This window comes from Vibrio sp. G-C-1 (genome assembly GCF_021728015.1).
Classification (GTDB): Bacteria; Pseudomonadota; Gammaproteobacteria; order Enterobacterales; family Vibrionaceae; genus Vibrio; species Vibrio splendidus.
This window is the reverse complement of sequence record NZ_JAKKCR010000006.1, coordinates 70521-94928: the sequence shown is the minus strand read 5'-3', so window position 1 is coordinate 94928 and position 24408 is coordinate 70521. Positions and strand designations below refer to the sequence as shown.

Genomic DNA, 24408 nt, shown 5'->3' with positions numbered 1-24408 from the left:
ACCATATTTGGTGAACATGTTGGGCTGGTTTTTCATAGTCTAGGGCTTATTCGTAGCCTAATTCGAAATACTTCCACTTTTTCGGCTATGGCTGTCTGTCGTGATAACAACAAACAGTAATACGAAACAACTTTAACGCTTTATTATCATCTGGTCTAACACCTGTTATCCGATAATTACGTCAAAAAACCAACTATTAGCTGAAAGCATTAAATAAAACCCAAACCAAACCCAATAGTTAGATTTAAAAACCAATTAACACCTAAAAAAAAGAGCTTAATATTCAAATGAATCACGGTTTATCGATTAATTACGCCCTTATTGGTGTGCGCTTTCGCACATTGTGCTGTGTCGGCAGGCATAAAAAATCCCCCTAAAAATGCAATCACATTCGTAGGGGGATTTTTAAACAACTGAAAATTTATCTAAGCAGAAAACTACTTATCTTTAGGCTTTTCATTGTACATTTCTTCGATTTCGTCTTGATACTTATCGTTGATAACTTTACGACGCAATTTTTGAGTAGGTGTCAGTTCGCCATCATCCATAGAAAATGCTTTTGGCAGCAACTTGAATTTCTTCACTTGCTCAAACTTAGCTAGCTCTTGCTGTAAGTCATTCACGCGTTTCTCTAGCATCTCGACAATCTGGTGATGTTTAACAAGCTCAACACGGTCGTGATACTTGATATTCAGCTCTTTGGCATACTCTTCTAGAGAGTCATAACAAGGAACGATCAGCGCAGAAACGAATTTGCGCGTATCAGCGATAACGGCAATCTGTTCGATAAAGTGATCTTTACCAATCGCGCCTTCAACCACTTGCGGTGCAATATACTTACCGCCAGAGGTCTTCATCAATTCTTTAATACGATCAGTAATGAACAGGTTACCATTTTCATCAAAATGTCCCGCATCACCAGTCTTTAGGAAACCGTGCTCGTCAAACGTCTTAGCGGTCTCTTCTGGCATCTTGTAGTAGCCACGCATCACCATTGGACCACGAACAAGAATCTCGTCCTTAGCACCAATTTTCACTTCAGCGCCCGGCATCGACATACCAATCGAATCAGGGTTAAAACAGCGGTCATCCCAGCACGATACTGTTGCCGTGGTTTCTGTCATGCCGTAGCCAAGTTTAACGTTGATACCAATCGCGTGGAAGAAGCGACCAATGGTTTCATCAAGCTTCGCGCCACCACATGGCATGAAGTTGATGTTACCGCCTAATAGAGCTCGCAGTTTAGATAACACAAGTTTATCGGCAAGCGCATGGCTCTTCTTCAGCATGAATGATGGTGTGCGACCTTCTTGGTGACAAACTGAAAGCTTCGCTCCCATGTTCACGGCCCAAGTAAAGAGGACTTTACGGATAAACGGTGCTTTAGACACTTTCTCGTGAATCGCTGAGAATATCTTCTCGTAGAAACGAGGAACTGCAGACATAACCGTTGGCTTAACATCACTCAGCGCATCACGCACTTGCATTGTGTCTTGCAGGTAACAGTTGGTTGCGCCTTTATAAAGCACATAGAAAGTCCAAGCACGCTCAAATACATGTGATAAAGGTAAGAAACACAATGAGACGTCGTCTTTGCTTAAGCTAAGGCGCTCATCATGGCCTTTTAGTTGATAGCCAACGTTCGTGTAATCAAGCATTACGCCTTTTGGCTGGCCTGTTGTACCAGAGGTATAGATAAGCGTCAGTAAGTCATCCATACAGGCATCCGCAAGACGAACATCAAGTTCAGCTTGCTGATCTTCAACACCACGAGCCATGAATTCTTTCCAAGAGACGGCAAAGCGATGTCCTTGCAGATCGATATCATCAGACATCGCCACAACAACTTCTAGCTGTTCACACTCTTCAAAAAGGCTAACCGCCGCATCAAATTGAGCTTGCTCGCCAACGAATAAGATCTTCACATCTGCATTTTGGATAATGTAAGAAGACTGCGCTGCTGTGTTGGTTGGGTAGATTGGTACCGTTACAAGACGCGCTTGTAAAGATGCAAAATCTGCCACAGTCCACTGAGGCATATTGTTCGAAAAGATACCGATCTTATCCTGAACTCTCAGTCCGTTAGCCAACAGTGCTAATGAAAGCGTATCGATTTGTTGTCCAAACTGTTCCCAGCTAATACCTTGCCATACATTGTCGACTTTATGCTTCAAAGCTGTACGGTTGCCGCCTTGGGCAATTTGGTCACGAAGTCTTTTTACGATATGAAAATCTAAATTGGCCATCTCTTTACCTTTGGCTTACACCTGTAAGCTTTTTTGAGCGCACAAGTGTACCTCTGATCATGGAAAAGGCAACTGATGAAGCTCAAAGTTATAAGTAATAGTACGTCTCACGCTAAGTTTTCTATCAACAAAAATAGCAGGTACAAAAAAGCCCCAAGCCAGACTCCCAGCTTAGGGCTTACAAATCATAGGGATTAGTGCTTAGTTAAGCGCCACGACTTCGCCACAGATCATCATTAACTGATCTCGTAACCAAATGTGTCCTTTATCCTTTTCACTTGATTCGTGCCAGCTTAGGAAGCCAGAAATTGCCGCATTATCGAATGGGAAATCTAGAATCTGAAGCTGATCTTTGTTCGCGGCATGCTCAACCATCCAACGAGGTGCAATTGTCACAAGCTCAGATTGACCAACAACGTAAAGTACGTTGCTTAAGCTCGTACCTTCGTAGAAAGGTGTGCAATCTAGGTCACGGTAAGCTTGCTCTGAGAAGCTGCGTTGACCATGGATGCGAGACAGTTTTGCGTGCTTTTCGTTAAGCAGCTCTGCCGCTGAAACTTCACCGTTGATACGTGGGTGAGAAGCAGAAGCAACAACAACTAATTCGTCTTGGAAGATCTCAGTGCTTGAAAAGCCCTGCTCATCAAAACGAGCGTAATCAATAACGAAGTCGATTTCTTGGTAGCGCATACGCTCAGAAAGTTGACGATCGAATTCTGCATCCATGTGCAGTTTAACGCTCGGTGCTTGGTCGTTGATTGTCGACATGATCTTAGGTGCAAAACGCATGTCACAAGGGCTACAAATCGCAAGTTTGAACAGACGAGAAGACGACTCTGGAGAGAACACAGAACTTGGCAGTTCATTGCGTACTAACTGTAGTGCTTGGCGGATTGGACCAAACAACTGACGAGCACGTTGAGTCGGCTGAATACCACGACCTTGACGCATGAATAGTTCGTCGTTAAACATCACTTTTAGACGAGCAACAGCGTTACTTACAGCAGGCTGAGACATACCCAGATTATGAGCTGCACGTGTAATGTTTTGCTCTTGCATAACTGCATCAAATACAGTCAAAAGATTTAAGTCGACTCCACGAAGTGTGCTTTCCATTCTGTAGCTTGCAATAGCACTCATTGCGTCTTTTTTCTCTAACATTCAAGTTGCCTCTTGTCGGTTCGACAGCGTTAAATTGGTAATGGTATAGGAATAGATAACCACTAATTCTTATATTTATCAGACCGATGTTTTTCGGATTACCATTACTATTAACCAATAAATCTCGAGCTACCAACAAGATTGATAAAGAATAATTTTATTTTACCTTAATGATTAAATAACATCTAAAAATCAATTATTTATAGAGTTATAAAAAAACATAAAATGCATCACTTATGAGTTTCATTTCGACTTATTTAGCTGTTCTATCGTTTGGTTACATTTGTTACAATTTATTGAACCCATGAATTGTTTGACTGGTTGATTCAGAAATAACACTTATGAGTTAAGTGAGCGATGCATAACTAGGAAAATCGACCTTGTCCCAAAGTTGCTTTCTTAAGTCATCTTGGTTGGACCAATTGCCCGCTAACACCCACTCAACAAGTGCACTTGCCACGTCGGGATAAGTGACCACTTCAGCTTGTTTTTCATCGAGCCAACTGCGCATGATAGCCGCATCTAAAAAGGTCATAGTTTGAGCTAATCCAAGAGCCTCTAGCGTCGCCACATTACTCTGTTGTTCGAACTGCCCTTCGAGTGGTTTAAGAAGCAATTTCTTCCCCAAAGTTAAGGCTTCAGATGGCAATTCAAAGCCGCCATTAGCCACTACACCAGAGCATTGATTGAGGTCGAATTGGAAACCGGCATGACTCAGTGGTTTGAACTCAATATTTTCGACTCGGCTATGCTCAATAACATCCGGGTGGTAACAGACAAAGTTGTGCGAAATGAACTTCATCAGCAGCTCTGAGATCGACTCAAGATCCTCAAACGGCAAATAGACCAACGTAAAGTTTTGTGCTGCTTTTGTTTGTTTATCACCAGCCAGCGTGTGAACGATAGGCGGCAGTATCGGTTGTTCAAAGTGATACCAATGCAAACCAATCGAGTGCTCAGTTGGGGCAAAATGTTGAATCACCGAATGTTCAATCCAGTTGCCCCCTTCTTTAGGTACATCGTAGCGGAACGCATTCTGGTGGCTTATGCCAATGCATGGCACACCTTGCCTCTTAGCTGCCCATGCAGTCACAGGCTCAAAGTCATTCAACACTAAGTCATAAGGCGTCAAATCGATCTGATTAATCTCACTGAGAAATCGCCAGATGTTGTTCTTGATGAATGTCTTGCCGTATTTAACCTGCCCCTGCTCGCTGTAAAAAGTTAAGCCGCTGCGGGTCTGATAATTACCAAACGCTTCCATCGAGAAGTACTTGCTCTCGTCTCGCCCAGAGAACAGAAAGTCGACATCGATATTTTGCTGACGAAAAGCCACAGCCATTGCCCTCGCTCGAGCGATGTGCCCATTCCCTGTGCCTTGTACGCCATATAAAATTTTCATGCATGTTCCTTTATGTTTGCCACTTAAGCTCGGCAGTGGTTGTTGCCAACAAAATGATTACAGGATGAAGCTGATAGCAAGGCTAGTACAAGCGATGCCCAAGGCTGCGCCAATCAGTACGTCCGTTAAAAAGTGCACACCAAGTAGGATTCGAGAGCCAGCAATCGCAGTCGCCCAAATCAGGCTAAAGAGGTACAAGCTCGGATAGAAATGTCCGATTAGAGTCGCCATAACAAAAGCCGCAGCGGAATGCCCAGAAGGCAGGCTGTATTTATCAGATGGCACAATATGGGAGTAAAGCAATGAAGAGAATTCAGCGGGTCTGCGACGCTTGAGGGTATTTTTGGCAAACCAGTAAATAGGTAACTCGATTGCAAAGGCAGTTAAGCCCACCAATAGAAAATCTCGACCGGTGTAACTGTCAGCCAGTAGTGCAACCAAAGCAATCAAAACGTAAAGGTGTCCATCTCCAGTATGAGACACCGCCTTACTGAGTGTCGCCTGTTGTCCGCTATAACGGCTCTTTAAACAGAAAACAGAAAATGCCACATCCCAGCGGACAATAGGTTCGATAGTACGCATACAATCTCCTTAACAATCCTTATTCAGTTAAGGCTCAAGTTATGCTCCTGAAATGACAGTTAAGTGACGTTTTGAATGAACTAAAATGAATTTTGAGGCGAATTGACCGCTTTCGCTAAGCAAGCTGATGGGGCCTAGAAACTGCAGATAAAAATAAAGCGACCCAAGGCCGCTTTATTCTTCTACGTTTTTACTTCTTTATATAAGCAAGCAAACGCTACTTCTATCGTGTTAATAGCTATAGCGTTCGCTAATGATAATAGTGCTCACTAATGATAATAGCGCTAAAGGTTATAGCGCTAATGGCTCATGCTTTTTCACTAAACCAAAGTCCGCCAGTATCGCGTAGGCCGCAGGGATCATAAACAACACCAGTAAGGTCGAGGCAAATATGCCAAACACGATAGAAATAACCAGAGGCTGGATAACCTGAGCCTGTAAGCTGGTTTCCGTCAACAGCGGTAGCAAACCTGCCGCTGTCGTCATTGAGGTCAAGAATACCGCACGGAAACGCTCGCGACTGGCTTTCACTACCGAGTCGTGCACGCTATCTCCCTCATCGACATGGTGACGAATGTACTGCACCAACAAGATGGAATCATTTACCACAATACCGGCAAGCGACACAAAGCCCATCATGCTTGGCATACTCAAAGAGTGGCCAAGTATCCAGTGCCCAACCACCACTCCAATAAAGGCGAGTGGAATCGCCAACATCACGACCACAGGCTCTAAGTAGCTTCGGAATTGATAACTAAGAATCGCAAACACGCCGAATAGGCCGAGCAAGAAGCCTTTGCCCATCGAGGCTCCAGTCTTAGCTGCATCTTTGGCTTCCCCTTCGAAATCAAAGCGTAAGCCCGGGTACTTCTGAATAAGTTTGGCTGCTTCATCTTTTTGGAACTGAGCCAAAATTGCTGAAGAACTCGCCTTCTTATTATCAACATCACCAAAGATACTAATGGTTCTCAGCCCATCGATACGTTGGATTCGTACGTAGTTACGTTGGAAATCTAGCGTTGCCAATGTCGCTAGCGGAATCTGGCTGCCATCTGCTGTGATGATTGGGAAGTTAGCCAGTTGTTGTAAATCGCCTGCCTGTTCTTTATCAAGGCGCACCTCAATCGAGATGTTCTCAACGCCAATTTGAATCTCATCCGCAGTTTGCCCAAAGAAAGCCGCTCGTAATTGGGACGCTATCATCTGCCCATTCACATTGTAGGTTTCGGCTCCTGGGCGAAGTTTAACTAAGATTTCTTCTTTCCCCATGCGCATGTCATCAAGCACACCATGCACTCCGTCAAACTGATTGAGGTATTCCTGAATCTCCAGAGAAGCAGACTTCAATTCAGCCAGATCATCATGCTTGGCACGGATCTCGATAGCACGGCCACCCGGCCCCATCGTCGGTTGTTTAAAAACCAGCGAGATAGGATCAGCCAAATCGCCGATATCTTCACGCCATGCATTGATGAAATCATCGATAACCGTGTTACGGCTCTCTGCACCGCGTAAGTCTAAACGCACAGTAGCTAAATGTGGCCCTGATTCATTGGCGTCTGCGTTGGCATTGAATTGGCTGGTGATATGCTCAACCAATTTATTACCATCCTCAACCTCTTCGCTCCATTGCTCATTCAAACGCTCAGCAGACGCGACAATTTTGTCTACGACTCTCTCGGTTTGAGACAATGATGCGCCCGGCGGAAGAATGATACGCGCCTCGGCAATATCACCATCAAGCTCAGGGAAAGGTTGGAACTTAACAACGCCACCAGCAATCAAGGCTACCGAAAGCAACAGCAGGGTCAGCACTCCGCCCATAAAGGCGTAGCGGAATGTAACCACTTTCTCAACCATGTTCATCAAGGTGGTATTACGAAAGTTCTCAAACTTCTCTAACAACACAACTTTGAAGCGCAGCGCTGGCTTGTCATTCTTTTCTTTGTGTAATGAATGAGACAAGTGATTAGGCAGAATCAGGAAGGCTTCAATCAAGCTCAACGAGAGCACTAATATCAATACTTGAGGAACAGCCTTAAGCACCGCGCCCATTTCCCCATCGAGAAACAGCAAGCTACCGAAAATACACACCGTAGTTAAGAAAGAAGATAAGACTCCGGGAAGCACTTTCTTAACGCCGTTGTACACCGCATCATCAACGTTTTGCCCCCGATCTAAATGGGACGCTATCGATTCGGCAATCACGATGGCGTCATCCATCATGATACCAATCGCCATTAGCAAGCCAACCAATGACATGATGTTAATCGATAAACCAAGGTTAGCCATCAAGAACAAACCACCAAGGAAGGCTACCGGCAGGCCAGCAGCTACCCAGAATGAATAACGCAAACTGAAGAACAACCACATGGTGGCAAATACCAGAACAATACCTTGCCAGCCATTGCGCACCATCATGGTTAAGCGATCCCAAAGTACCGACGAGAGATCGTTGGTCATTTGTAGCGTCACGCCATCAGGGGCAATCGCGCTCTGATCTTCAACGAAACGCGTCACGTTCTCTTTGATTCGTAACGCATCATCTTCTTTGTTTTTACTGATTTTCAACAGAGCCGATGGCTTTCCATCAAACAACACCTTCTGTTCATCAAGCTCAAAGCGGTCGGTTATTTTTGCAATGTCTCTCAGACGGATCACTGATCCATTAGGCGCAGAGCCAACCACGATGCTTTCCAGCTCAACCGGTGTAATTCGTCTTTCATCAAAACGAATCAGAAAATTCTTGTCTGGTGTTTCAACGTTACCGCTTGGCAGTTTTACATTCTGACGGCCAATCTGGTCTGCGATATCACCGACACTCAAACCCAGCTGGCGAATGGCTTGGGTATCCAGTTCAACGCGGTATTGATGATCAGAGAAGCCGCTAACATCGACCAGTGAAACATCATAATCAAGCTTCATGATACGTTTGAGGTCTTCAGCGTAGGCCTTAAGCTCCGGCCACGATGTTTCTGCTGTGATGGCGATATCAACAACCGGTTCATTCCAATCCAGTTCTTGAACAACAGGCGATTCAATCTCAGTTGGGAAATCATTGATCGAGTTGATTTGAGTTTGCACATCCACCAGCATTCGACCGATATCCGCTTTCTCATTCAACTTCAGGATTAGACGTGCACTACCTTCTATGGCTTCACACTGAGTCTCTTCAATGTTAGCTAGGCCATCGACGGCATCTTCCATTCGTACACACAGGCTTTCTTCCACTTCTTGTGGTGATGCACCGGGATAAACGATGGCAGCCATAATATAAGGCGGATCATAAGCGGGGAAGGTTTCACGCTTGATGGTTGATAATGAGCTTATACCCATGATCAATAACCCAAGCATCAACAAGTTTGCAGCTGTTGGGTGCCTAGAAAAGAACTTGATCATGACGCACTCTCCTGAGTATCAGATTCAAGCTTAACCTCTGTAGAGTTCGATTCTCTCAGTAACATGCCTTCGATTGCTGGCAGGACATCATTGAGAACCAGTTTATCTCCCGTTTGTAGCTCACCACTCACAATCACTTGATTGTCTCTGCGATAAAGCACTTCAACATTCACTACTTGCAAGCGCTGATTGTCATCCATCAGGTAAACCTTATCACCGTGCAGTGCTCGCTCTGGAACCACCCAACTTAGATTCGCGACACCTTCAATCTCAGCTTTTACAAACATGCCGTTGACCAAAGGGGTCGCATTGCTTGGCTGCAGTTGTGAATAGTCTTGAGCGATCTCGAGAATAATTCCGGCCGTCGCTTGGTTTTCATCAACCGTCTCACTGATTCTTGCCACCTTCGCAGGCCAACTCAGGTTCAGGTTGCCGCTGTTAAGTTGAATCGTCGCTTTGATTGGCGCTTCATAAGGATTAGGGATACCTGCAGCATCGCGAGGGAATTGATTAAAGCTCGAGGCTAAAGTTTGCATATCGTGAATAGAAAGTTGCGCCTCCACTTCCATGACATTAATTCCGTGAGCAACAAACATCTCTTGCTGAAGATTAACCACTTGATTTTGTTCGATATCAACTTGAGCAATTCTCATCGCTCTTGGCAAAATGATGGTGGTCTTATCGAGAGAGCGCTGCGCCTCTTTCACTTTAGATACATTGACCTTTATCACCGCTTCCGCAACGCGTTTTTCATCAGGCATTAAAGCGATTTGGTTCGCGATATCCAACACTAGCTTCTGTTGAGAAAGTGCACTTTGTTGTTGCAGGTCGACATCCGATTGAGAAGTCAGCCCTTTCTTACGCAGATCTTGTTTACGTTGTAGCTCTTTGTTGCTGATCACTAAGCGATTCTTTTCGATCTTAAGAGTCTGATTCAGGTTGTCTTCTTCTTGATTCAATTTTGCTAATGAGGTTTGGCTTGATTTTAGATCCGCCTCTGCTTGTATCAGCTTCAATTCGTAATCCAATGGATCAACCTTGAGCACGACCGTTCCGGCGGGGATCACCTGACCTTTCTCAAGATCCGGATGGCGATAAACGATCTGTCCTGTCACCTCGGCAATCGCTTTCCATTCGACTTTCGGCACCACTTTGCCAAAACCAACCGCTAACGGTGCTATCAGTTGTTGCTCTAGGCTTACTGTGTCAACTAAGCGAGCTCTATCACCCGCAGGCTTGGTTGGAAGATCCGGCTTCAAGTTAATCGCAACCACAAGGCCAATGACACCAACCGCAAGTGCCGGAAAGAAGAGTAGTTTTTTATTTATTTTCATTATCTTTGGTCCTGCACGGAAGAAGGGCTAGGCGTGTTTATAAAGCCTTCTGTCATCAATTGAATGTTGTGTTCGATTAAACGGTTAAGAAATTCTTCATTAATCTCAATACCATGGATTGCTAATAGAGGGGGCGGTGCAATGAATGGAAATACCATCAAGCTTATATACGACACGCGACAGAGCTTGGGATCCATCTCTTTTCTTAAGACACCTTGTGCCACCAACTTTTCAAAAATGACATCTTGGGCTGGCTTGGCCACATCGAGGAAAACCTTTTCGAGCAACTCTCTTTGCACTTCAGAGGGAGGCATATTCATTACTTGGGCAATCAAGCGTGGAAACTTGGGCACCTTGACCATCTCTTTGTAGTAAGTCCGCATTAAATCAAGAAAGTTCTCATGACTGCTTTCTTCAACCAACCTTTGCATCTGCAATTGCATCGGTCGTAGGGTTTCACGTAGCATCGCCTCAAATAACCCAGCCTTACTGCCAAAGTAATAACGGATCATCGCAATGTTCACACCCGCACGATCAGCAATCAGACGTGTCGAGACCTTGTCGTATGGCTGAACAACAAACAGATCGCGAGCATGCTCAATCAATAACTGTCGAACATCTAAGTTCTGTTGAGGTCGCCCCGCTTTTCGTGCCGTCATGGCAAAAATCCATCTCTATAATTAATCATCCGATTAATTATAGAGATAAACAGGCGTAACAGTAGAAGATTAATTACTCACTATTTAATCAAGTGATTAATTAATTGGGTCACGCTTGTAATTTTTTTGGTGAATCGTTCCATCAAAAAGATTTACTACAAAGTTTTAACCTACACATCGACCAAACGATAAACTAACCCGCCAATACAAAACCACCAATCAGTCGATTTAGCCAACTAAAGAACAAAAAACAGCACAAACCAAACCAAAACACTGCCAATGTACGCTGATATTGGATTTTCTTGTTTGACGCTCAGAATAAATTACGGTAAATATGGTGTTAACAGTTTATTTACGGATATTTGTGTAATGATTTTTTCTTCTTCTCTACTGCTGAAACTTCTCCTTATCGTGAACCAATCGCGCGGGTAAGTTGTGGGTCAAGAACTACACAAATATTAAAACCCGCACTGAGCGGGTTTTTTTGTAACTGGCACTTTTAAAAGAACATCATTCTTAATAATAATTTGGATAGCAATCGATTCATTATCGATATAAGGAAGCACCCATGAACGATCAAGTAATAATTTTTGATACTACCTTACGTGACGGCGAGCAAGCATTGGCTGCAAGCCTTACGGTAAAAGAGAAGTTACAGATCGCTTATGCTCTTGAGAGACTGGGTGTCGATGTTATCGAAGCTGGCTTCCCTATCTCTTCGCCAGGTGATTTTGAGTCTGTACAAACCATCGCTAAACACATCAAAGACAGCCGTATTTGTGCACTTTCTCGTGCCGTAGCGAAAGATATCGACGCCGCTGCAGAAGCGCTTAAAGTTGCTGACCAGTTCCGTATTCACACCTTCATCTCTACATCGACGGTTCACGTACAAGACAAATTACGCCGCAGCTACGACGATGTTGTCGAGATGGCAGTGAAAGCCGTCAAACACGCGCGTAACTACACTGACGATGTTGAGTTCTCATGTGAAGATGCCGGTCGTACCCCTATCGACAACCTATGTCGTATGGTTGAAGCCGCGATTAACGCTGGCGCAAAAACCATCAATATTCCAGACACGGTAGGCTATACAGTACCGAATGAGTTTGGTGGCATTATCAAAACGCTATTCGATCGCGTACCCAACATCGACCAAGCGATCATCTCTGTTCACTGTCACGATGACTTAGGTATGTCGGTTGCAAACTCAATTGCTGCTGTGCAAGCGGGCGCTCGTCAAATTGAAGGCACAATCAATGGTATTGGCGAACGTGCAGGTAACTGTTCTTTAGAAGAAATCGCAATGATCATCAAAACTCGTCAAGAGCTTTTGGGTGTTCACACCGGCTTGGATCATAAAGAGATTCACCGCACCAGTAAGTTGGTTAGCCAGCTTTGCCACATGCCAATTCAAGACAACAAGGCAATCGTCGGTGCTAACGCATTCAGCCACTCTTCAGGTATTCACCAAGATGGCATGCTTAAGAACAAGAACACTTACGAGATCATGACGCCTGAGTCTATCGGTTTGAAGAACAAGGCATTGAACCTAACAAGCCGTAGTGGCCGAGCGGCTGTTAAGAGCCACATGGACGCGATGGGCTACAAAGACAACGAATACAACCTAGATTCATTGTACGAAGACTTCTTGAAGCTGGCTGACCGTAAAGGCCAAGTATTCGATTACGACTTAGAAGCATTAATGCATTTCGCGAACCTACGCGACGAAGATGACTTCTATAAACTTAACTACCTAAGCGTACAATCTGGTAGTGTTATGTCTACCACCAGCATCAAGCTGCAATGTGGCGATGAAGAGAAATGCGAAGCGGCTGTCGGTAACGGCCCTGTAGATGCTTTATACCAATGTATCTACCGCTTAACGGGTTACGAAATTGCATTGGATAAATTCGACCTGACCGCGAAAGGCGAAGGCGAAGATGGCTTAGGTCAAGCCGATATTATTGCGAACTATAAAGGCCGTAAGTACCACGGTACGGGCGTTTCAACGGATATCGTTGAAGCTTCTGGTCAAGCGCTATTGCACGTTATCAATAGCATTCAACGTGCAGACACCATCGCTGAAATGAAGCAGCAAAGAATCGCGACAGTTTAAGCACCCGATAACAGAGCCCTAGAGCCGCTGTTGTTGGCTTTAGGGACAAAATTTAAAACGAGCCAACTAGCTCAGTAACAAGAATTAAAGGATTAACATGACTGATAAATCATACAAGATTGCCGTACTACCTGGTGATGGCATTGGCCCAGAAGTAATGCAGCAAGCACACAAAGTGCTAGACGCAATCGAAAAGAAGCACGCGATTAGCTTTTCTCGTGAAGAGTATGATGTTGGTGGTATCGCAATTGATAACCACGGCTGTCCACTTCCAGAAGCGACAGTAACAGGTTGTGAAGAATCTGACGCGGTACTTTTCGGCTCGGTTGGCGGTCCTAAGTGGGAACACCTTCCACCAAACGATCAACCAGAACGTGGTGCCCTACTTCCTCTGCGTAAGCACTTCCAATTGTTCTGTAACCTACGTCCTGCACAAATCCACAAAGGTTTAGAGCCTTTCTCTCCTTTGCGTGCTGACATTTCAGGTAATGGTTTCGACATCGTTGTTGTTCGTGAATTAACTGGCGGCATCTACTTCGGCCAACCTAAAGGTCGTGAAGGCGAAGGCGCAACAGAGAAAGCCTTTGATACTGAGGTTTACCACCGTTACGAAATCGAACGTATTGCGAAGATTGCTTTTGAATCTGCTCGTCTACGTAACAAAAACGTTTACTCAATCGATAAAGCAAACGTTCTTCAGAGCTCTATCTTATGGCGTGAAGTGGTTGAAGAAATCTCGAAAGACTACCCAGATGTCACGCTAAACCACATGTACATCGACAACGCGACCATGCAGCTAATCAAAGATCCATCTCAGTTTGACGTAATGCTATGTTCAAACATCTTCGGTGACATCATCTCTGATGAGTGCGCAATGATCACGGGTTCTATGGGTATGCTTCCTTCTGCAAGCTTGAACGAAAGTAACTTCGGCCTATACGAACCAGCAGGTGGCAGCGCACCAGATATCGCCGGTAAGAACATCGCGAACCCAGTAGCGCAAATTCTTTCTGCAGCGCTAATGCTTCGTTACAGCCTAGGCGAAGAAGCCGCAGCGCAAGACATCGAAACAGCGGTATCTAAAGCACTTTCTGCAGGCGAGCTAACCGCTGACCTTGCAGGCAAAAACCAAGCGCTGACTACCTCTGAAATGGGTGACAAGATCGCTGAGTACATCTTAGCTTCATAAGCTAGATGCTTAGATTAGAAGCAAGTACATAAGAATAATATCAAGCCAAGTCAGCTTAAATAGCATGACTTGGCTCGAAACAAACACTGGGACTGATGCTCCCAAGGAAGAAAAGCTATGTCGACAAACCAGCAAGCAAAAACCTTATACGAAAAAGTTTATGACGCTCACGTTGCGGTTGCAGCGAAAGGCGAAACACCAATTCTTTATATCGATCGCCACTTAGTCCACGAAGTAACGTCGCCACAAGCCTTTGATGGCCTGCGTGAAAAAGGTCGTAAAGTTCGCCAAGTAGGCAAAACTTTTGCGACCATGGATCACAACGTATCGACACAAACCAAAGACATCAACGCTTCTGGTGAGATGGCTCGTATCCAAATGGAAACGCTATCGAAGAACTGTGAAGAGTTTGGTGTCACGCTTTACGACCTAAACCACAAATACCAAGGCATTGTGCACGTAATGGGCCCTGAGCTAGGTATCACGCTACCGGGCATGACCATCGTATGTGGTGACTCACACACGGCTACACACGGTGCATTTGGTTCTCTTGCATTCGGTATCGGTACTTCTGAAGTTGAGCACGTTCTAGCAACGCAAACGCTAAAACAAGCTCGCGCTAAAACCATGAAGATTGAAGTCAAAGGTCAAGTAGCGGAAGGTATTACAGCAAAAGATATCGTACTGGCGATCATCGGTAAGACAACGGCGGCTGGCGGTACAGGCTACGTGGTTGAATTCTGTGGTGAGGCGATTACCGACCTTACAATGGAAGGTCGTATGACGGTATGTAACATGGCGATCGAGCTTGGCGCTAAAGCGGGTCTAATTGCTCCAGATGCAACAACATACGAATACATCAAAGGTCGTAAGTTCTCTCCACAAGGCGAAGACTTAGAAGAGGCAATTGAATACTGGAACACATTGAAAACCGATGCTGATGCAGAATTCGATGCTGTTGTAACGCTAGAAGCGGCAGACATCAAACCACAAGTCACTTGGGGTACTAACCCAGGTCAGGTGATCTCAGTAGACACACCAATCCCAGCACCAGAAAGCTTCGCAGACCCTGTTGAAAAAGCATCTGCTGAAAAAGCGCTGGCTTACATGGGGCTTGAAGCGGGTAAATCTCTATCTGATTACAACGTCGATAAAGTTTTCGTGGGTTCTTGTACTAACTCTCGTATCGAAGACATGCGCGCAGCAGCAGCGGTAGCAAAAGGCCGCCAAGTAGCGAAACATGTTCAAGCATTGATCGTTCCGGGTTCTGAGCAAGTAAAAGCGCAAGCTGAAGCTGAAGGCCTAGATAAGATCTTCATCGAAGCAGGCTTTGAATGGCGCCTACCAGGCTGCTCTATGTGTCTTGCAATGAACAATGACCGTTTAGGTCCACAAGAGCGCTGTGCTTCTACATCAAACCGTAACTTTGAAGGTCGCCAAGGTCGTGATGGTCGTACGCACCTAGTTAGCCCAGCAATGGCAGCCGCAGCGGCAATCGCTGGTCACTTTGTCGATATTCGTGAACTTTAATTAGAGGATTTAACATGTCAGGTTTTCAACAACACACCGGATTAGTCGTTCCTCTAGATACGGCCAACATCGATACTGATGCGATCATTCCAAAGCAGTTTCTACAGAAAGTGAACCGTATTGGATTTGGTAAGCACTTGTTCCACGACTGGCGCTTCCTTGATGACGCAGGCCAACAGCCAAACCCTGAGTTTGTAATGAACGCCCCACGTTATAAAGGCGCTTCAATTCTACTGGCTCGTGAAAACTTTGGTTGTGGTTCATCTCGTGAACATGCACCTTGGGCGCTTGCCGATTACGGTATTCAAGTGATGATCGCGCCAAGCTTTGCAGATATTTTCTACGGTAACTCGATCAATAACCAGATGGTTCCTGTTCGTCTTACTGATCAAGAAGTTGATGAGATTTTCCAATTCGTTGAAGCGAATGAAGGTGCTGAGATCGACGTTGATTTAGAAGCAATGACAGTCAGTGCTAATGGAAAAGAGTACTCATTTGAAATTGATGAGTTCCGTCGTCACTGTTTGCTGAATGGTCTAGATAACATCGGCCTAACGCTTCAACACGCAGATAAGATTTCAGAGTTTGAAGCTAAGATTCCTAGCTTTCTGAAATAGCATCACACAGTTTTGTGTACATATAAAAGGTTGGCCTAGTGCCAACCTTTTTTATTTGGCTGAGCTTTTAGCTTAACTTAATGTGCTTATTAGGCTCATCCCTTTATTTTGATCAGTTCCGCTATTTAACTGAAGAGCTATGAAAGAAAATCGTAAAGCATAAGGTCTTAATAGTCAGTCATCAGGAGAATGCCATGAAACAACTACTTTTTATTGTCAGCCTACTTTTCTCAACCTTAGCTTGGTCTGCGCCTAAATCTGATCTTTGGCCATACTGGAACCAAAGCAATGAAACCAACCAAGAACAGGTATCTCATCAAGACTGGCAGCAATTTATCGATAACTACTTAGTTAAACAAGGGCAAAACACCCTAGTTCGCTATCAAGCTGTGAGCACTGCAGATAAGACAAAGCTCAAGCAATACATCAAGAGGCTAGAGCAGTTGAATCCACTCGACTATTCAAGAGCGGAACAATATGCCTACTGGGTTAATCTATATAACGCCGTGACTGTCGATCTAATTCTCGATGCTTACCCAATAAAATCCATCACCAAGCTCGGCGGACTGTTTAGTTTTGGACCGTGGGGAGATGATGTAGTAATCGTTAACGGGAAGTCACTAACACTCAATGATATTGAGCATCGAATCTTAAGACCGATTTGGCAAGATCCACGCACGCATTATGCAGTGAATTGTGCGAGTTTAGGTTGTCCTAATTTACAGCCTGAAGCTTTTACCTCTGACAACACTGAAGCCTTGTTAGAACAAGCTGCTAGTGATTTTGTAAATAGCGATAAGGGCGTGTTGATTGGAAACAACAAAATCCAACTATCATCGATTTACGAATGGTTTGCTGTGGATTTTGGTACAGAGAAACAGCTCATTCAGCACTTAGACCAGTATCGAACAAAGCCGGTGACGAACACTGAAAAAATCAGTTATGACTATGATTGGTCGCTTAACCAAGCAAACTAGTTTTAACGTTAAAGCTCATGAATGCAGCTAAACAAAAAAGAGGCTAAAGGTTTTTATTAACCTCTAGCCTCTTCTCAATTCTTTGACCGTATTTCTACGATTAAAAGCTTGAGCCCGGTTGCTGTAAGAACTCAACCTCTTCAGGAGTCGAAGTTCGCCCTAGCACCTCATTACGATGAGGGTAGCGACCAAAACGCTCAATGATGACCTTGTGCTTAAACTCAAAATCAAGATTATGTTCTAATCCCGTTTGAGAAAAGAGCTCCACGGCTTGTTCATGAACCAACAAAGATTCACTGTGCATATAAGGCATATACAGGAAGCTTTTTTGTTGCTCGTTAAGCTGGTGATCAAAACCACCCGCTACCGCCTCTTGCGCTAAAACCAACGCCATAGGATCAGCCAAAAATGCTACTGGACTGTTTCGACCCATATTTCGAGAAAACTGATCAAGCACGATAATTTCAGCCAATCGTCCTTGTGCGTTTTGTCGCCATTCAAATAGCTCCCCTTGAGCTGCTGCTTTGTGTACCTCAGCAAATCGAGACTCTATCAAAACATCAATTTCTTCGCCGCCAGTAAACCAGTCTTTTGGCGTCAATTCATCGAACCAAAATTCTAGAACATCCTGATACGTTACCGTCATATAATTCCCTTTAATAAAAACCGAGTAATTTTGTTATTACTCGGTTTAATGTTCGGTTACTTAAAACCTTTGACCTTCTTTATTAGGTCATAAGCATTTTGAATTTCTTGCGATTTTTCTTTCGCAACGTTCATCATTTCTGGTGGTAAACCTTTCGCCATCAATTTGTCTGGGTGATGCTCATTCATCAGCTTGCGGTAAGCTTTCTTAACCTCTTTACCGTCGGCACTTTCACTCACACCGAGAACTTTAAACGCATCGGCCAGTTGGTTTTGTTGCGAAGCTTGTTGCCAACCCGATGATTGCCCATGGCCTTGATGGCCACCAAAGCTTCCACCTTGCTGTTGAAAACGAAATGCTGCTTCTTGCATCTGCAAGCGGCGCTCTAGCTGTTCTGCAGAAAATCCAAGACCTTGCGCTATCTTATGCAGAACCTGACGTTCACTCGGGTGCAAGCTTCCATCGGCAAATGCTGCGGACACTTGTAGCTCAAGAAAAAACTGCAGAAGATCAAAACGACCACCCGATGAGATTTTCACACGTTCAAGTACATCGCTTAATGGGAAGTCACTCTCTTTGCCGTCACGGAAAGCATCTTGAGCCGCTTTACGTTGTTCGCCATGCAGGTTCATACGCTCCATCATTGTAGAAGCGAGCTGAATCTCTTCTGGTGTAACCTGCCCCTTAGCTTTAGCAACGTGTCCCATAACCGCAAAAGCAGATTTGAAAAACTCGTTTTGTCTTTCAGCTTGGCTTGGACCTCGGCCAAAACCAGAGCTATTGAAGCCCGATTGGCTTAAACGTCGAGCCTTATCAAATTGATGCCCTAAAAACAGACCAAAAACTAAACCGAGCGGCCCTCCAAATAAAAAGCCAAAAAACGCGCCCAAAATTTTGCCAAATATTTGCATTATGTGTTCTCTATCTATGAATTTTATCTGAGTAACGCTGTCTGATGATGCTGAATGCTAATATTTCCTTTATCATAAGGAAAATGCTTTATTAATTGGATTGATACTAGATCAACCCTTCATCTAGTGACACAGGATAGTTCAACTTCATGCAATCTTTTTCCCGCACCTTGTTAGCCGCGTCTATAAGTACGGCATTATACGTGTCGACAACTCAAGCTGAAACAATCACCGATAGTAGTGTGCAGGAAATGCCCTCTATAGATCAATGCTTGATCGAGCCCGCTGCAGAAAACGAGACACAACTACCCGCTCATGTTGAGTCAGATCGCTTAGAAGCTATCAATGGTGACAAAGCAATATATTCGGGTGACGTAAGAGTTACGCAAGGGAACAAGACCATCCTTGCCGATAATGTGACCCTGCACCAACAAGAAAATATCGTTGTAGCTGAAGGCAACGTAAACTTTAGTGATGGCCAAATAAAATCCATTTCCGATAAAGCGACAAATAATCTAAATACTGATCAAATCGAATTAGAGAACACTCAATATCAGTTTCTTTGTGAACCAGGCCGAGGAGATGCCCAATATATATCTCGCACTGGCAAAGCGGTTTATACCATGGAAGACGGATCTATCACATCCTGTCCACTTGGTGATAAATCATGGAGATTAAAAGCCTCTAGTATTGAACTAGATCAAGATGAAGAAGAAGCCACATTCTACAATCCGCGTTTTGAAATTCTAGATGTTCCTGTTTTCTATCTGCCGTATCTCACCGTTCCAGTGGGTGATAAACGTAAAACTGGCTTTTTGTACCCAACGATTTCATACGGCTCTAGTGATGGTTTCGAAACCGAAGTACCATTTTATTGGAATATAGCACCAAACTACGATCTACTTATCACAACTAAATATATGGCAGAACGTGGAACGCAACTTAATAACGAGTTCCGTCATTTAAGTGATTTTGGTGAAAGTAACTTAAAGTTTGAGTTCCTAGAAAGTGATGATAAATACCCGGAACAAGGCAGTCGTTGGGGTGGGCAGTTCAACTTTGAAGGGATCTATCAACAAGCATGGAAGTTTGACATCGACTATTCAAAGGTTAGTGATGTTAATTATTTTTCAGATGTGGATTCAAATATCGGTAATAGAGAAGACGGTCAGCTTTTACAATCAGGACAAGTTACTTACCGATCTCTAAACTGGGATGCATCCATCGCAGTTCGTGACTTCCAAGTACTTACCGATGGAGATAACCAAGCCTATCGTTTAATGCCGCAGCTAACATTTAACTATTACGCTCCTATTATATGGGACTCTGTAGAGGTGGATATGATTAGTCATATCTCTCAATTTGATACAGATGCAAAAGGAAAACCAACAGCAACACGATTGCACATAGAACCAGGGTTAAAAGTACCATTAAGTACAACTTGGGGTACATGGACAACCGAGGCTCGCCTACTTGGAACATACTATAACCAAGACCTGAGTGGTGTGGATACATCTGTAGCAGAGTATGCTGATTTAGAAGAAAGTGTTAGCAGAGTTATACCCGAATTTAGAAGTCATGCAGGTATTGTACTTGAGCGCGACACTACATTAATGAACGGGTACACACAAACTCTTGAACCACAAGTTCAATACCTTTACGTTCCCGAAGAAGAACAAAATAACATTGCTCGCTACGATACTACTCTTTTACAGACAGATTATTACGGCTTATTTAGAAGTAGGAAATACAGTGGGGTTGATTTTATAGCGGCTGCAAATCAGCTAAGCTATGGTGCGTCTTCTCGCTTCTTTGATGACGAGTACAAAGAACGTCTTAATATTTCTTTCGGTCAAATTTTTTATATCGATAAAGAAACAAAGCAATCAACTGGCAACAACGATTCAACAGAAAAATCTAATTATTCATCCTGGGCAGTTGAGGTCGACTTTAATTACGATGACTACCTTTTTTACCATGGTGGCGTTCAATACGATATCGATTCAGCAGAAATGCAACTAGCTAATAGTACAATTGAATATCGAATAGACAGTAACGGTTTTGTTCAAGCAAACTACCGCTACGTCACTAAAGAGTACATTGAAGATAATGTCGGCGAGACAATTACTAATATTGATGAGATTACACGGGAAGGTATCTCACAAGCAGGTTTAGTCACAGGTTACCAATTCACTCCGAAATGGTACGCCAGCGCCCAGTACTACCATGATATGAACGAAAACATTGCTATCGAGTGGTTAGCTAACCTGCGCTATAAAGATGATTGTTGGTACGTGGGAGTTACCTATAGCAACGAACTCCGAAGCTGGACTGGTAGCGGCTATTCAGACATTAATGCTGACCCTGTCTACGAAAACAACTTTAGTGTCAATTTTGGTATTGTGGGCTTCGGTACATCGGCGGGATCGGGATCAAACGTTTCAGGCTTTGATAGCTCTGGAAACTCTTTAGAATACGGCCGCCCATTCTTCTTAAACAACTAATTTTCTTTACTGATAAAACGTCAGTAAATTTAAAGGATTACACATGACATTGTGGAAACGCACATTAATTGCCATCGCAGCAGCTTGTACTGTATCAGTAAGCTACGCAGCGCCGGTAGAACTAGACAGCGTAAAAGTTATCGTTAACGAAGGCGTGATCTTACAAAGCGACATCGATGCTTCAATGAAGACGCTGCGCGCAAATGCTAAGAAAAGCGGCCAAACACTACCATCGCAAGACGTTCTCAATGAGCAAGTGCTTGAAAAGCTGATCATCGATACCATTCAAACACAAGAAGCAGAGCGTATTGGCGTTCGTATCGATGATGCTCGACTTGATCAAGCAATCGAAGGCATCGCGAAAGACAACAACCAGACTGTAGAACAATTAACAGCATCGGTTGCTGAAGAAGGCCTTAGTTACAATGCATTTCGCGAACAAGTAAGAAAAGAGATTGCGGCAAGTGAAGCGCGTAACGCCTTAGTGCGTCGTCGTATCAACATTCTTCCAGCTGAAGTCGATAACCTTGCGGATATCTTGGCGCAAGAGACTAACGCGACCGTTCAATACAAAATCGGCCACATCCAACTTCGCTTTAATGATGACCAAACCAAAGAAGAGCTACAAGCTCAAGCTAAAGAGGTGGTTGAGGAACTTAACTCAGGCAAAGATTTCAGCACCATGGCTTATACTTATTCAAAAGGCCCTAAAGCACTACAAGGTGGTGACTGGGGTTGGATGCGTAAAGAAGAGATGCCTACCATTTTTGCAGACCAAATCAAAATGCAGAATAAAGGCAGCATCATCGGTCCTTTCCGAAGCGGCGTTGGTTTCCACATTCTGAAAATTGAAGATGTGAAAGGCTTGGAAACGGTAGCGGTAACGGAAGTTAATGCTCGTCATATCCTAATTAAACCGACCGTCATCTTAAGTGACGACGGTGCCAAGGAGCAATTAGAGGAAATCACGCGTCGTGTTAATGCGGGTGAAGCGAGCTTTGGTGAACTTGCGCAGCAATACAGCCAAGATCCAGGCTCTGCAGTGCAAGATGGTGAACTAGGCTACCAAACACCGGATTTGTATGTACCTGAATTTAAGCACCAAGTAGAAACGCTTCCTGAAGGTAAGATCAGCGCACCATTTAAAACCGTGCATGGCTGGCACATTGTTGAAGTACTAGACCGTCGAGAAGTAGACCGTACCGATTCAGCTTTGAAAAACAAAGCTTACCAAATTCTATTTAACCGTAAGTTCAACGAAGAAGCTGGCGCTTGGCTGCAAGAAGTAAGAGCAAGTGCCTTTGTTGAAATGGTTGAGGATGACCAAAATGACAACTAAACGCCTTGTCATTACGGCAGGTGAACCAGCGGGAATTGGGCCAGATTTGACTCTCGCCTTATCCCAAGAAAGCTGGCCACATCAGCTCGTCGTTTGTGCCGATAAAACCCTACTAGCAGAGCGAGCTGAAATGTTAGGGATCGAGGTTGAGCTGTTGGATTACGATTCAACTGCGCCCAAGCAACCTCAACGCTCCGGAACACTAGTTGTGAAACACGTTCCACTGGCTGAAACTGCCGTAGCTGGCCAACTCAATGAAGCGAACGGTCATTACGTATTAAATACTTTAGAAACCGCAGCAATTGGCTGTATGAATGATGAATTTGATGCTATTGTCACCGGCCCTGTTCACAAGGGTGTAATTAACCGAGCTGGCGTTGCTTTTAGCGGCCATACTGAGTTCTTTGCAGAGAAGTCCAATACACCACTGGTGGTGATGATGTTGGCAACAGAAGGGCTGCGTGTTGCGCTAGTAACAACGCACATCCCACTAGCTTATGTATCTCAAGCAGTGACCGAAGACAGATTAGAGCAAATTATTGCAATTCTGAATAAAGATTTGGTTGAAAAATTTGCTATTGAGAAACCAACTATCTACGTGTGTGGCTTGAATCCACATGCTGGTGAAGATGGTTGCTTGGGACGTGAAGAGATAGAAACCATCACCCCGACGCTAGAAAAAATTCGCCAAAAAGATGGCATCAATTTAGTTGGCCCATTGCCAGCAGATACCATCTTTAATGAAAAATATTTGCAAGATGCAGATGCTGTTTTAGGTATGTATCACGACCAAGTACTCCCGGTATTGAAATACAAAGGGTTTGGTCGCTCAGTGAACATCACGCTTGGCTTACCGTTTATTCGCACATCAGTCGACCACGGTACCGCCTTAGACTTGGCAGGGAAAGGCCAAGCCGATACAGGGAGCTTTAGAACAGCGCTCACGCACGCCATTGAATTAGTAGAGAAAAAGCAATGAGAAATGATGTCCACTTAGGGCACAAAGCGCGTAAACGTTTTGGTCAAAACTTCCTTAACGATCCATACATTATTGATGGCATCGTATCGAGCATTAACCCACTACCAGGTCAAAACTTGGTAGAGATCGGTCCTGGTCTAGGCGCAATTACTGAGCCAGTGGGTAAGCTTGTCGATAAATTTACAGTTATCGAATTGGATAGAGACCTAGCTGAACGTCTTCGCAACCATCCCGATCTGGCTGATAAGCTAACGATCTATGAAGGCGATGCAATGAAGTTCGATTTCGAACAACTTGTTAAGCCAAACAACAAGCTACGTATTTTCGGTAACTTGCCATACAACATCTCGACACCATTGATGTTCCACCTTTTTGAGTTCCATAAAGACGTGCAAGACATGCACTTCATGCTTCAAAAAGAAGTGGTTAACCGATTAGCGGCCGGCCCAGGTACTAAAGCTTATGGTCGTCTTACGGTAATGGCTCAATACTACTGTAAAGTGACGCCTGTGCTAGAAGTGCCACCAACGGCCTTCGTTCCGCCACCGAAAGTAGATTCTGCAGTAGTACGCCTACAGCCATACGAAGTGCTACCTTACCCGGCAAAAGATCTGAAATGGCTAGATCGTGTATGTCGTGAAGGCTTTAACCAGCGTCGTAAAACGGTTCGTAACTGCTACAAGAGCCTAATCGACAAGGAAGTACTTGAAGAGTTGGGTGTTAACCCAGGCATGCGTCCTGAGAATTTAACGCTCGAGCAGTTTGTCGACATGGCAAACTGGTTGTACGACACTCACAGCGCTGACAAATAATTCTA

At 44.3% G+C, this 24408-nt stretch carries 18 protein-coding genes; 9 read left to right on the top strand and 9 right to left on the bottom strand.

All coding sequences use genetic code 11. The features are described 5' to 3' along the window. Window positions 1–437 precede the first annotated feature (437 nt). The 7 genes from L3V36_RS10910 to L3V36_RS10880 all read right to left on the bottom strand — a co-directional run bounded on the left by L3V36_RS10910 (window position 438) and on the right by L3V36_RS10880 (window position 10783). On the bottom strand, window positions 438–2246 hold the full coding sequence (locus L3V36_RS10910) for a long-chain fatty acid--CoA ligase (RefSeq protein ID WP_017087010.1): 1809 nt from the start codon (window positions 2244–2246) through the stop codon (window positions 438–440). A gap of 201 nt (window positions 2247–2447) precedes the next feature. After that, window positions 2448–3407: a transcriptional regulator LeuO gene (gene leuO / locus L3V36_RS10905; RefSeq protein WP_004735878.1), complete on the bottom strand. Its 960-nt coding sequence runs from the start codon at window positions 3405–3407 to the stop codon at window positions 2448–2450. A gap of 346 nt (window positions 3408–3753) precedes the next feature. Further along, window positions 3754–4809: an MJ1255/VC2487 family glycosyltransferase gene (locus L3V36_RS10900; RefSeq protein ID WP_208774782.1), complete on the bottom strand. Its 1056-nt coding sequence runs from the start codon at window positions 4807–4809 to the stop codon at window positions 3754–3756. A gap of 57 nt (window positions 4810–4866) precedes the next feature. Further along, window positions 4867–5391 (bottom strand): phosphatase PAP2 family protein, encoded by a 525-nt coding sequence (locus L3V36_RS10895; RefSeq protein WP_076645664.1) that lies wholly within the window; start codon window positions 5389–5391, stop codon window positions 4867–4869. A 291-nt stretch (window positions 5392–5682) separates the two neighbouring features. Beyond that, window positions 5683–8790, bottom strand: a complete 3108-nt coding sequence (locus L3V36_RS10890; protein ID WP_102455854.1) for an efflux RND transporter permease subunit — start codon at window positions 8788–8790, stop codon at window positions 5683–5685. Then, the gene (locus L3V36_RS10885) at window positions 8787–10124 is read right to left on the bottom strand and encodes an HlyD family secretion protein (protein ID WP_102575977.1); all 1338 of its coding nucleotides are present in this window, start codon (window positions 10122–10124) and stop codon (window positions 8787–8789) included. Before L3V36_RS10885 ends, L3V36_RS10890 begins: the two co-directional genes overlap by 4 nt. Then, window positions 10124–10783 carry a TetR/AcrR family transcriptional regulator gene (locus tag L3V36_RS10880; RefSeq protein ID WP_017077646.1) on the bottom strand — a complete coding sequence of 220 codons (660 nt, stop codon included), beginning with the start codon at window positions 10781–10783 and terminating at the stop codon, window positions 10124–10126. Before L3V36_RS10880 ends, L3V36_RS10885 begins: the two co-directional genes overlap by 1 nt. A gap of 568 nt (window positions 10784–11351) precedes the next feature. Here L3V36_RS10880 and leuA point away from each other — a divergent pair. The 5 genes from leuA (at window position 11352) to L3V36_RS10855 (ending at window position 17212) form a co-directional block, all read left to right on the top strand. Then, complete coding sequence (gene leuA, locus L3V36_RS10875) at window positions 11352–12899, top strand: 2-isopropylmalate synthase (RefSeq protein ID WP_004735885.1); 1548 nt, start codon at window positions 11352–11354, stop codon at window positions 12897–12899. A gap of 97 nt (window positions 12900–12996) precedes the next feature. Beyond that, complete coding sequence (gene leuB / locus L3V36_RS10870; protein ID WP_208774780.1) at window positions 12997–14088, top strand: 3-isopropylmalate dehydrogenase; 1092 nt, start codon at window positions 12997–12999, stop codon at window positions 14086–14088. A 117-nt stretch (window positions 14089–14205) separates the two neighbouring features. Next, window positions 14206–15618 (top strand): 3-isopropylmalate dehydratase large subunit, encoded by a 1413-nt coding sequence (gene leuC, locus L3V36_RS10865; protein ID WP_208774778.1) that lies wholly within the window; start codon window positions 14206–14208, stop codon window positions 15616–15618. A 14-nt stretch (window positions 15619–15632) separates the two neighbouring features. Then, window positions 15633–16235, top strand: coding sequence for a 3-isopropylmalate dehydratase small subunit (leuD, locus tag L3V36_RS10860; RefSeq protein ID WP_004735889.1), 603 nt, complete (start codon window positions 15633–15635; stop codon window positions 16233–16235). A 194-nt stretch (window positions 16236–16429) separates the two neighbouring features. Further along, on the top strand, window positions 16430–17212 hold the full coding sequence (locus L3V36_RS10855) for a DUF547 domain-containing protein (RefSeq protein ID WP_208774776.1): 783 nt from the start codon (window positions 16430–16432) through the stop codon (window positions 17210–17212). Between the two features lie 100 nt (window positions 17213–17312). Here the strand turns inward: L3V36_RS10855 and L3V36_RS10850 are convergent, their stop codons facing one another. Together L3V36_RS10850 and djlA are read right to left on the bottom strand one after the other, a co-directional pair. After that, the gene (locus L3V36_RS10850) at window positions 17313–17858 is read right to left on the bottom strand and encodes a DUF924 family protein (protein WP_208774774.1); all 546 of its coding nucleotides are present in this window, start codon (window positions 17856–17858) and stop codon (window positions 17313–17315) included. A gap of 56 nt (window positions 17859–17914) precedes the next feature. After that, the gene (gene djlA / locus L3V36_RS10845; RefSeq protein WP_017077642.1) at window positions 17915–18769 is read right to left on the bottom strand and encodes a co-chaperone DjlA; all 855 of its coding nucleotides are present in this window, start codon (window positions 18767–18769) and stop codon (window positions 17915–17917) included. 149 nt (window positions 18770–18918) lie between these two features. On the opposite strand from djlA, the gene lptD reads away from it, so the two are divergent. Genes lptD through rsmA form a run of 4 tightly spaced genes read left to right on the top strand, consistent with a single transcriptional unit; the run spans window position 18919 to window position 24403 of the window. Further along, on the top strand, window positions 18919–21273 hold the full coding sequence (gene lptD, locus L3V36_RS10840) for an LPS assembly protein LptD (RefSeq protein ID WP_102536971.1): 2355 nt from the start codon (window positions 18919–18921) through the stop codon (window positions 21271–21273). 43 nt (window positions 21274–21316) lie between these two features. Beyond that, the gene (gene surA, locus L3V36_RS10835; RefSeq protein WP_208774772.1) at window positions 21317–22612 is read left to right on the top strand and encodes a peptidylprolyl isomerase SurA; all 1296 of its coding nucleotides are present in this window, start codon (window positions 21317–21319) and stop codon (window positions 22610–22612) included. Then, window positions 22602–23591: a 4-hydroxythreonine-4-phosphate dehydrogenase PdxA gene (gene pdxA / locus L3V36_RS10830; protein WP_029222219.1), complete on the top strand. Its 990-nt coding sequence runs from the start codon at window positions 22602–22604 to the stop codon at window positions 23589–23591. The genes surA and pdxA overlap by 11 nt, the downstream gene beginning before the upstream one ends. Further along, entirely contained in the window at window positions 23588–24403 is an 816-nt protein-coding gene (rsmA, locus tag L3V36_RS10825) for a 16S rRNA (adenine(1518)-N(6)/adenine(1519)-N(6))-dimethyltransferase RsmA (protein ID WP_004735898.1), read from the top strand. Before pdxA ends, rsmA begins: the two co-directional genes overlap by 4 nt. Window positions 24404–24408: the final 5 nt, after the last annotated feature.

Excerpts from the sequence above, each read along its gene's own strand:
- rsmA (WP_004735898.1), top strand. The coding sequence starts at position 23,588 with ATGAGAAATGATGTCCACTTAGGGCACAAAGCGCGTAAACGTTTTGGT.
- L3V36_RS10895 (WP_076645664.1), bottom strand. The coding sequence starts at position 5,391 with ATGCGTACTATCGAACCTATTGTCCGCTGGGATGTGGCATTTTCTGTT.
- L3V36_RS10855 (WP_208774776.1), top strand. The coding sequence starts at position 16,430 with ATGAAACAACTACTTTTTATTGTCAGCCTACTTTTCTCAACCTTAGCT.
- leuO (WP_004735878.1), bottom strand. The coding sequence starts at position 3,407 with ATGTTAGAGAAAAAAGACGCAATGAGTGCTATTGCAAGCTACAGAATG.
- leuA (WP_004735885.1), top strand. The coding sequence starts at position 11,352 with ATGAACGATCAAGTAATAATTTTTGATACTACCTTACGTGACGGCGAG.
- L3V36_RS10910 (WP_017087010.1), bottom strand. The coding sequence starts at position 2,246 with ATGGCCAATTTAGATTTTCATATCGTAAAAAGACTTCGTGACCAAATT.
- leuC (WP_208774778.1), top strand. The coding sequence starts at position 14,206 with ATGTCGACAAACCAGCAAGCAAAAACCTTATACGAAAAAGTTTATGAC.
- leuB (WP_208774780.1), top strand. The coding sequence starts at position 12,997 with ATGACTGATAAATCATACAAGATTGCCGTACTACCTGGTGATGGCATT.
- L3V36_RS10885 (WP_102575977.1), bottom strand. The coding sequence starts at position 10,124 with ATGAAAATAAATAAAAAACTACTCTTCTTTCCGGCACTTGCGGTTGGT.
- L3V36_RS10880 (WP_017077646.1), bottom strand. The coding sequence starts at position 10,783 with ATGACGGCACGAAAAGCGGGGCGACCTCAACAGAACTTAGATGTTCGA.
- surA (WP_208774772.1), top strand. The coding sequence starts at position 21,317 with ATGACATTGTGGAAACGCACATTAATTGCCATCGCAGCAGCTTGTACT.
- lptD (WP_102536971.1), top strand. The coding sequence starts at position 18,919 with ATGCAATCTTTTTCCCGCACCTTGTTAGCCGCGTCTATAAGTACGGCA.
- L3V36_RS10900 (WP_208774782.1), bottom strand. The coding sequence starts at position 4,809 with ATGAAAATTTTATATGGCGTACAAGGCACAGGGAATGGGCACATCGCT.
- L3V36_RS10890 (WP_102455854.1), bottom strand. The coding sequence starts at position 8,790 with ATGATCAAGTTCTTTTCTAGGCACCCAACAGCTGCAAACTTGTTGATG.
- L3V36_RS10850 (WP_208774774.1), bottom strand. The coding sequence starts at position 17,858 with ATGACGGTAACGTATCAGGATGTTCTAGAATTTTGGTTCGATGAATTG.
- pdxA (WP_029222219.1), top strand. The coding sequence starts at position 22,602 with ATGACAACTAAACGCCTTGTCATTACGGCAGGTGAACCAGCGGGAATT.
- djlA (WP_017077642.1), bottom strand. The coding sequence starts at position 18,769 with ATGCAAATATTTGGCAAAATTTTGGGCGCGTTTTTTGGCTTTTTATTT.
- leuD (WP_004735889.1), top strand. The coding sequence starts at position 15,633 with ATGTCAGGTTTTCAACAACACACCGGATTAGTCGTTCCTCTAGATACG.